This is a genomic window from Limnoraphis robusta CS-951 (assembly GCF_000972705.2).
The window spans coordinates 1-8616 of record NZ_LATL02000291.1; the positions used below are offsets into that span (position 1 = coordinate 1).

General features: G+C 41.2%; 7 protein-coding genes and 1 CRISPR repeat array. Of the genes, 3 read left to right on the forward strand and 4 right to left on the reverse strand.

Annotated elements, in window-relative coordinates:
* Positions 1-975 precede the first annotated feature (975 nt).
* A CRISPR array of direct repeats spans positions 976-1452; the repeat unit is 38 nt; unit sequence GCTTTCCAACATTAAATTCCCCGCAAGGGGACTGAAAC.
* A gap of 40 nt (positions 1453-1492) precedes the next feature.
* Positions 1493-2944: a RecQ family ATP-dependent DNA helicase gene (locus WN50_RS24460; protein WP_046280436.1), complete on the reverse strand. Its 1452-nt coding sequence runs from the start codon at positions 2942-2944 to the stop codon at positions 1493-1495.
* A 74-nt stretch (positions 2945-3018) separates the two neighbouring features.
* Here WN50_RS24460 and WN50_RS24465 point away from each other — a divergent pair, with 74 nt between their 5' ends.
* Positions 3019-3882 carry an alpha/beta fold hydrolase gene (locus tag WN50_RS24465; protein WP_046280435.1) on the forward strand — a complete coding sequence of 288 codons (864 nt, stop codon included), beginning with the start codon at positions 3019-3021 and terminating at the stop codon, positions 3880-3882.
* Here WN50_RS24465 and WN50_RS24470 read toward each other — a convergent pair.
* Entirely contained in the window at positions 3879-4520 is a 642-nt protein-coding gene (locus WN50_RS24470; RefSeq protein WP_046280434.1) for a PAP/fibrillin family protein, read from the reverse strand. The genes WN50_RS24465 and WN50_RS24470 overlap by 4 nt on opposite strands.
* 367 nt (positions 4521-4887) lie before the next feature.
* Between WN50_RS24470 and WN50_RS24475 the strand changes: the two genes are divergently transcribed.
* Positions 4888-5670, forward strand: coding sequence for a hypothetical protein (locus tag WN50_RS24475; protein ID WP_046277133.1), 783 nt, complete (start codon positions 4888-4890; stop codon positions 5668-5670).
* Here the strand turns inward: WN50_RS24475 and WN50_RS24480 are convergent.
* Entirely contained in the window at positions 5667-6806 is a 1140-nt protein-coding gene (locus WN50_RS24480) for an amidohydrolase family protein (RefSeq protein ID WP_200906350.1), read from the reverse strand. The genes WN50_RS24475 and WN50_RS24480 overlap by 4 nt on opposite strands.
* Before the next feature lie 87 nt (positions 6807-6893).
* Positions 6894-8222, reverse strand: a complete 1329-nt coding sequence (locus WN50_RS24485) for a glutamine synthetase family protein (RefSeq protein WP_046277132.1) — start codon at positions 8220-8222, stop codon at positions 6894-6896.
* Positions 8223-8335: 113 nt separating this feature from the next.
* Between WN50_RS24485 and rpmF the strand changes: the two genes are divergently transcribed.
* The gene (rpmF, locus tag WN50_RS24490; protein ID WP_046277131.1) at positions 8336-8515 is read left to right on the forward strand and encodes a 50S ribosomal protein L32; all 180 of its coding nucleotides are present in this window, start codon (positions 8336-8338) and stop codon (positions 8513-8515) included.
* The last annotated feature ends 101 nt before the right edge of the window (positions 8516-8616 follow it).

An 8616-nucleotide genomic window follows, 5' to 3' on the forward strand; every position in this document is an offset into this window, starting at 1 on the left:
ATTCTCTGTACTTGGTGCTTTAAGGTTTTATATGGCCAAAGCATTCAGGCAAGAACCCCGTACCTTAAGTTTTCAAGGTTCATTGCATCGATTAGATGCTGGGTTTTTCAACTGGTTGAATACCCTGCCAGTAGAGTTATTATAGCATTAGAAAGAGCCTTATATCCCCATACCTGAAGGTAGGGGCGTGTGCGGCAATTTTTGGTAAATGATGTGAAGTTGGTGAATGAAGATTTTTCCATTAAATCCAGACAGTGGTTACTCAGAGACGATCAAGGCCAGATTACCTTGCCGTACTGGGTCGATCATTTTAATTTTCAAGGGACACGCTGGTTTCGGTATTGCCTGCGAACCATTGCTTGTCAATCTCCTCCGAAATCGGCATGGACAACTATTCAAAACTGAAATTACAAGGATCTCTGGCTGTGCGGGAAAATCGGACTGGAAAAATAGCATAGATGCTTATGGAGTAAGGAGTTACAGGTTGTTCGAGACAAAATAGATGCTTGTAAGCCTTTGATAGCAAGGGTTTCAGAGTTTACAAAAAGGACAAGATTAAATTTTTCAGTAGGTTCTTAGGTTATTGTGAGGAAGTGCCTTTGACATACTCCCCTTTCTTTAGAAATGGGGAGTATGTCAAAGGTTATTGATACTCATGGGTTACGGTGAACCAGCGCAGTCTTGGGGGTTCCCCGAAGAGTAAGACAGACCGCCCCACCGTGCGCGTTTTCCCGCCCTCGCAGACGGCACGAAAGCCCGCGTATTGTCGGCCATCTAAATTTACCAACTTTATTATTCAACCAAAATTGAGTTTTGAGGATCGGCTAAGATATGCTCTTTATAAATTTACCAACTTTATTTTTCCGGCTTGTGTTGAGGTGAACGAAAAATTAGGCATTTGAGGGAGAAAAATTTACTAACTTTATTATTTCACTACAACAGCCACCTAGCCCTTGAACCATATTTCCTAACTCTGCTTTCCAACATTAAATTCCCCGCAAGGGGACTGAAACGAGAGTTTCATCCTTCTAAGGGTTCCGATTTTCCCGGCTTTCCAACATTAAATTCCCCGCAAGGGGACTGAAACTCCTCGTTTATTGTCGAGTCCACACAATCAGCCTTGTTGCTTTCCAACATTAAATTCCCCGCAAGGGGACTGAAACATTCAATTTCTCTTTTCTTCATAAAATGTTTAGAAGCTTTCCAACATTAAATTCCCCGCAAGGGGACTGAAACAGCCAAATTTTAGACGCCCTCGTTCAGGCTCAAGCTTTCCAACATTAAATTCCCCGCAAGGGGACTGAAACCCTCGACCTCATCCCATTCTTCTTGCTGATCAACTCTTTCCAACATTAAATTCCCCGCAAGGGGACTGAAACCTGAATATCTGGAAGGTTACGGGCTTTTGGCGACAGCTTTCCAACATTAAAATCCCCGCAAGGGGACTGAAACATTGTGAGTCGTTAATGAATAGTTAGAATGTTGCTTACAGTTATCTCTGACAATTGTCACAATGTCCACAACCCATGAACTCAGCTTCTTTATTAAAACCAAAAGCCTCCAACAAAAACCGCCAACGACATTGACGAGTATTTAGATATTGCGTCATTTGTTTAATGGCTTGGGTATTGTGATCGGGGAACGCAACAGAAGTTGAATTTATTATATAATGAAACGGATCTTTCCAAGTTAACTGTCCCGAACTATGCAACACTGAAAGCGCGGTTGCACTGTTGCGAAACTGACGAGAGATTTCCTCTATTTCTCCTTGTTTTGGTAATTTTTTAACAAGTTGATTCGCCTGTTGATATTGTTGTCGCCAATTGTCTTGTAAATATTGACGGCGTTGTTTGTCTTCAGGATACAGCCACCCCGTCGGTTCACTGACTAATGTTAAAGCAAAAGCAGGCTTTCCATCCCGTCCCGCCCGTCCGACTTCTTGCAAATATTCAGAGAGTAAAAATGGGGCTTGAAAATGCAGCACCCAACGCACATTGGGTTTATTAATTCCCATCCCAAAAGCAGAAGTACAGACGACAAATTTCAGCGAACCTGTTAACCAAGCTTGTTCAATTTGTCGGCGTTCTTCCCCGCTTAAACCTGCGTGATAAGCTGCCGTTTTATAATCTTGTTCCTGCAACCAATTGGCTAATTCTTCGCTATCTTTACGAGTGCGAACATACACCAAACCTGTTTGTTTGCGCCTTGTTTGAATCAGTTTTAAAAGCTGTTCTCGTCGTCCTCTAGGAGTCCAAACGGTTTGGATATTTAAGTTCAAATTGGGACGATAGGGGTTGACTAAGAAAGATTTGGGATTTTCGAGGTCTAAAACGGTTTGAATCGTTTGTTGAGATGCCGGATTTGCCGTAGCTGTAAACGCTGCGATCGCAAACTTTTGAGCGTTTTGTTTAAGCTTTAAAAGCGTGGGTCTAACCGCTCCTAGACGACGATAAGCAGGTCTAAAGGTGTCCCCCCATTGTACCAGACAATGCGCTTCATCTAAGATTAAACCATTCACTAACGTTCGAGGATGAGCAATCAAACTCCACACCGATGAACTGAATAACGTTTCCGGCGAAACATAAAGCAATCTCAAGCGATTTTGTTCGAGTAATCTTAAGGTTTGTTGTCTTTGTTGTGCTGGAATTTGACTATGTAATAATGCCGCAGGAAGGTTTTTTTCTCGGAGTTCCTGCACTTGATTTTCCATCAATGCAACTAACGGCGAAATCACCAACGTTAACCCAGTTTGTAACAAAGCAGGGAGTTGAAAACAAATTGATTTTCCGCCCCCAGTCGGCATAACAATCAGTGCATCTTGACGGGAAAGGAGACTGCGAATAATTTCACCTTGGGGGGGTCGAAAATCTTCATATCCCCAAATCCGTTGAAATTCCGCTTTGACTCGCTCCCAAGAGAGAGGTTGAGAATCTTTTGTATTCATTGAAGTTGACAGTCTTCCCTGGCTTTTTTATAATAACATTCTAACAAAGATCAAAATTCTGTCATTTATTTTAGATGAATCCCACCCGTAAAACCCTGCAATTGGCTGAAATCAAGATTTCTTATTTAGAATGGAATTCACCCAAAAACGCTGAAAATTCTCAACCCTTGTTGCTTTTGCATGGTTTAGCAGATCATGCTTTAGTCTGGAAAGATTTGGGCAACTTTTTAGCAGATCACTATCATATTATTGCGCCCGATATGCGAGGTCATGGCAATAGTAGCAAACCCCAAAACGGTTATCGCTTTTCTGAAGTCATTACCGACTTAGAAGCCTTAATGCAGCATTTAAACTGGTCAAATGCTCATTTTTTAGGTCACTCTTGGACGGGTAAACTACTACCGATTTGGGCTAAACAACATCCTGAATATTTTCACAGCATGATATTAGTCGATCCGATTTTTATTACAAAAATGCCCAGTATTTTCAAACTCACCTTACCCATTGTCTATCGAAAATTAGACTGTTTGAAAGGAATGGGGCCGTTTTCGAGTTATGAAGAAGCAGAAGAATTAGCCCGTCAACTCAGTCAATATACAGCTTGGAGTCCGCTACAACAGGAAGTTTTTGAAGAAGGCATCGAACAAAAACCAGATGGAAAATGGGGAAGTAAATTCATCATTCCCGCTCGAAATCATATTTTTTCAGAGGTGATGAAAGTCGCTGGATTAACTGAAAAAATTAACATTCCAACATTATTAATTCAACCCGAAAAAGGGGTTAATAGAATGGAATGGCAACTTAAACCCTATCAAAAATATCTCACCCATCTAAAAATTCAGCAAGTGCCTGGAAATCACTGGCCGTTTTTAGTTCAACCTGACTTTTTTAATCAAACCGTTGCTGAATTTTTAAAGACTGTCACCATCACCTGCTAAATTTTTTGACTTCTCTGCAAAACAAACAGACTTCCCTCTCCTCCTCTCCCAATGCGTAACGTTTCGTCTAAATAAGTAATATCTAAACTCGGAATTCGTCCAACAGGATTGCGGGCAGGTACAACACGGGCGGGATTGAGATTTGGCGTTTTGACACCCAAGATATTATCAATCGCGATGTAACGTTTTTGAAAGTAAACATTCAGGCGTTTATCGGGTAGATTTCTGTCATCAACAACGGCTTCAAACCGCGCGGTAACTTTGACTTCTCCCGAGATCAATCCTAAAGGATGTCGAACAAACGCTTGATTAAAAAATGACTGAGAATCTACATCAATCACCTGATAGATTTTTCCAACTTTTAAGCCGAGAGGAAGTGAAGCCAGATTGCGAATTTCTCGGGCGGTTGAGTAAAGCAATAGCCACGCCCCATCGAGGAGTTTGGGGTTAAATAATAAGGGGCGATAATTGGGGTTAATCGCTTCTAATTGAATAACCATCGCCTCAATTTCTTGGACAACTTTAGCGGGAAGTTTTAGATTAGTGACAGGCGCACCCGAAGTTCCTCCATATTCAGATAGAACAGATTGGAGAGTCACTAAAAACTGCTGTTTGAGTTCCCCTTGTACGAATAACATCTGAGTTGCCACTCCGATAAATTGAGAGTTGAACTGAAGACTCAAGACCTAGACATTAACCCAGTTTAGCGCTCTTAGGTCACTAGAACAAGACCACCGAACACAAATTATAAACAAACGAAGCAACAAGAAGGGTAATTTTAGCCTCTCTTGAAGCTTTTACACAAGGGTTAACTAATGTATTGTAGTATATAATTGACCTTAAAATCAAAGATGTAATTAGCAGGTTGTGGAAATGGCTATGTTCACAATTTTGATAAAAATTAGCAAATTAGATTTTGTTTCAGTCTTGCCTCTATTGTACACTGATCACCCTAAATATCAGTAGTTCAGTAGAATATATTATAGGATATAGATTGGGGGTTCGATGGTGTCTCAAGGCTTAATTCCAAATTTTCCGAATGTGAGTTTAGTTGCTTTTTATGGCAAAAAATCTCCAGAATTTACACTTTTAATTCAAGAGTTACAGCAACATCTGTCTGATTTACTTCCTGGGGTTTTTGAACGTTATGCGTTAGAGTCTATTCACGCCACGCTTTTGGGTTGTGAAGGTGTAAAAACTGAACGGGGAATTTTGAGTAAGTGGTTTTTGGAGAGGCGGGAAGAATATAGAATTGTTGATTTTTCGGGTTTAATTAACTCAATCCAGAATTCTTCTCAATTTCCGATGAAAATTCAGTTTGGGGGCTATGAACTCTCAGTAGACTATGGGTTTAACAGTCGCAACAAACATCCCTATGAACGATCTTTTTGCTTTCAAAATGAGATTGCCGTTTTCATGGGATGGCCAATGCAAGCGGGAAAAATTATCATGGAGATTGATCACCTACGTCGCTCTGCTGAGAATTTTAATTTGCTTCATAAATATCACGGAAATCCCGATGCCGTTGATAATGATTGTTATCTGAGAATTGGGGTTTTAAACTCAATTGTTTCAGTCGAAAAAATACAGGAAGTTGAGCAGAACATACAGGAACGCTTGAGAAGGCGATCGCCTCTGGAACTTTCCCTAAGTTTAGAGGATTTGTGTTTTGTGCAGTATCACGATTATACCCTACCTTGGGCAACAACACAAGTGATTCCCCTCAAAGATGCAACCCCGGAAAAACTAGAACAACTTTATCCAATTTTGAACGAGAATAACACCTAATCTAACTTTTGCGCTTGAAAGTTAAAATACAATCCTCTGGCATTTTCCGATAACATTTCTCGCGCAATATTTTCGGCTTCATTAACGGTTAAATCTCCATCTTGAATAGTTTCTTCTAGCACTTGCTTTAAGATTTCTCGTCCCCATTTTGCCCCCAAATAATAGAGTTCAGGAATATGATGAGCATCCGAAGAATACATTAACTTTGTGGTGGGAGAAAGTTCAAGTAATTGTCTTAATGTTGAACGCATTCCCATCACGCTCAAAAACGGAACAGCTAAACCAAAATCGAGATAAACTTGCGGATAAACTGAAGCAAGATATCCCGCTTCTCGGATGTAAGGATAAGAAGCATGAAGCAAAACAATCGGAGCATCACGCCAACGTTTTTCTTCCAAAATCGGACGTAAAAGCACAGGATTTCCCACAAATAAATCTAAATCAGGATCACCAAATCCCGTATGAAATTGAACAGGAAGTTGATATTTTGCTGCAACTTCTAACGCTTGAGTAATCAAAAAATCAATTAACGGTTTATCTGTCAAACGAATCGATGATTCATTCGAGGCTTTTTTGAGTAAAATAAAACGAGAACGAGCAAAATCAATCGGCGTGATTTGAATATCTAAACCTGTCCGATAAGCGGCAATACTTTTAAACGCAATCACTTCCGGCGGAGGCGGATCAATCGCTTTTAAGAAAAGTTCTAAAAAGGTTTCAAATTTAGAAGTTTTATTCAGTAATTTTTCCGCTAAATCTTCTAATCTTAATATCCTTTGAGCCGGAATAAACTGTTGATGCCATGTCCAGGGTAAAACTTGCTCGGGTAAGAATCCATCATCGAGAAATATCGCTTCTAAATTGGCAGCTTGTAAACAATGCTGAGTCAGTTTTTCTAAGCCAAAATTCTGACGACACGTTAAAATAGCGGCTTCCGTCGGTTCACAGTCTAACAGTTGAGCAATATCACGAATACTGCGTCGATAAAACAAACTATGACGCGCATGATGATTGAGAATATCCGGGTCATATCCCTCTGTAAAAGCCGCCACATAAGGCAATTCTTCAGCCGCTTCTACCGTTAACAAGTTGTGTGAGTGATGGTCAATAGCGGGAATATCCCAAAGGTTAATCATAGTTCAATAAAAGGTCAAAGTTTAGGGTGAGGAGGTTTTGTCAGAACACCCCTACACCAAGATAATCCTTGTGAAGCAAAATGTCAGTTAATAGCGATCAACTAAGAGTTTAACTTCCTGTTCGAGTTGCCAATCTTTCATCGCATTCCACTCAGCTTGACGAACCGCTAAATAAGCCTTGGCTAAATCTGACCCCAAAGCCTCAATTAACACTTGATCTTGCTGCAATTTTTGGATAGATTCACCTAAATTAGTCGGTAAACGATAAATTCCCCGCTCATTTCGTTCAGATTCAGTTAGAGTACAGGGATCAACCGTTACAGGTAATGGTAATTCCAAACGGCGACGCACTCCATCTAAACCCGCAGCAATGATACCCGCTAAAGCGATATAAGGATTTGCAGTCGCATCAACTGTTTTTAATTCGAGATGAGTTGGACTGGGAGGTTCAGGATTTGTCGGAACTCGAATCGCCGCTTCTCGGTTATCATATCCCCAACAACAGAAAGCACCACTCCAAGTTTGAGGTTGGATACGACGGTAGGAATTCGGACTCGGAGTGGTTAACGCCATTAAGGCGTCTAAATGCTGCAATAATCCGGCGACAAAATAACCCGCTAGAGGAGAAAGTTTTCCTGTTTCATCGGGTAATAAATTATTTTCTCCTTCCCACAAACTCAGATGCAGATGAGCGCCGCTTCCAGCTTGGTTAGGAAAAATTTTAGGTAAAAAAGAAGCGTTGAGATTATGTTGTCGAGCGATCGCTTTAACCGTTTCTCGAAAGATAATCTGTTGATCCGCAGCAATAGCAGCATCAGTATATAAAATTGAAATTTCTTGCTGTCCGGGGCCAGATTCGGGATAATATTGTTCAACAGAAATCCCTTGAGCGATTAAAGATTCGGAAATTTCATCAATGGTTCGTTGTTGTAAATCCATTGATAAAGTGGTCGCAAAAACGGTATCATCCGCCGGAACAATTTCACCCGACAAGGATTTGAGTAAATAAAATTCATTCTCAAATGCGGCTTTAATTTCTAATCCTTGATCTTTAGCGGTGGCGATCGCTCGTTTGAGACAATCACGGGGACAAAATGACCAAGGTTGTCCATCTTTGATCATATCTCCCATCACCCGAGCGTGACCAATGGCATAGGGTATAATCGTTAAAGTATTCCAATCCGGTACGAGGCGAATTTCTCCAACAGGCCCGAGTCCAACTCCGGGAACTGGCGCATCAAACATCACCGGAATGGCTTGTTGGCCTGCGGAAATGCCGACACCGTGAGTAGAATAGTCCCGGAGTCGATTGCGGTGAACCGCTTTAGCCCGTATAATGTTAGCATTATCGCACCAAAGAATCCGAATAAATCGTACCGCAGCTTGGTCAAGAGACGAAAGGACGCGATCTTGCATCTGTTTTCTGGTAGTAGGTTAGGATTTCAACAAGTGCCGCAGGAGTCTAGCAGACGCTCTTCAAATGAGATAGTATAATAGTTTGTCTTGTAACAATAGTTTGAGTAATTCTCATGGCGGTTCCTAAGAAGAAAACTTCCAGATCTAGACGTGATATGCGGAAAGCGCATTGGAAGGGCAAAGCCAGACTGCAAGCTGAAAAAGCCCTTTCCCTCGGTAAATCGATTTTGACAGGTCGTTCTGAGAGCTTTGTCTATCCGAGTGACGAAGAAGAAGAGGACGACGAAGAATAAGGCGGTTTACCAAAAATTGCCGCACACGCCCCTACCTTCAGGTATGGGGATATAAGGCTCTTTCTAATGCTATAATAACTCTACTGGCAGGGTATTCAACC

Excerpts from the sequence above, each read along its gene's own strand:
- WN50_RS24470 (WP_046280434.1), bottom strand. The coding sequence starts at position 4,520 with ATGTTATTCGTACAAGGGGAACTCAAACAGCAGTTTTTAGTGACTCTC.
- WN50_RS24480 (WP_200906350.1), bottom strand. The coding sequence starts at position 6,806 with ATGATTAACCTTTGGGATATTCCCGCTATTGACCATCACTCACACAAC.
- WN50_RS24485 (WP_046277132.1), bottom strand. The coding sequence starts at position 8,222 with ATGCAAGATCGCGTCCTTTCGTCTCTTGACCAAGCTGCGGTACGATTT.
- WN50_RS24475 (WP_046277133.1), top strand. The coding sequence starts at position 4,888 with ATGGTGTCTCAAGGCTTAATTCCAAATTTTCCGAATGTGAGTTTAGTT.
- WN50_RS24460 (WP_046280436.1), bottom strand. The coding sequence starts at position 2,944 with ATGAATACAAAAGATTCTCAACCTCTCTCTTGGGAGCGAGTCAAAGCG.
- WN50_RS24465 (WP_046280435.1), top strand. The coding sequence starts at position 3,019 with ATGAATCCCACCCGTAAAACCCTGCAATTGGCTGAAATCAAGATTTCT.
- rpmF (WP_046277131.1), top strand. The coding sequence starts at position 8,336 with ATGGCGGTTCCTAAGAAGAAAACTTCCAGATCTAGACGTGATATGCGG.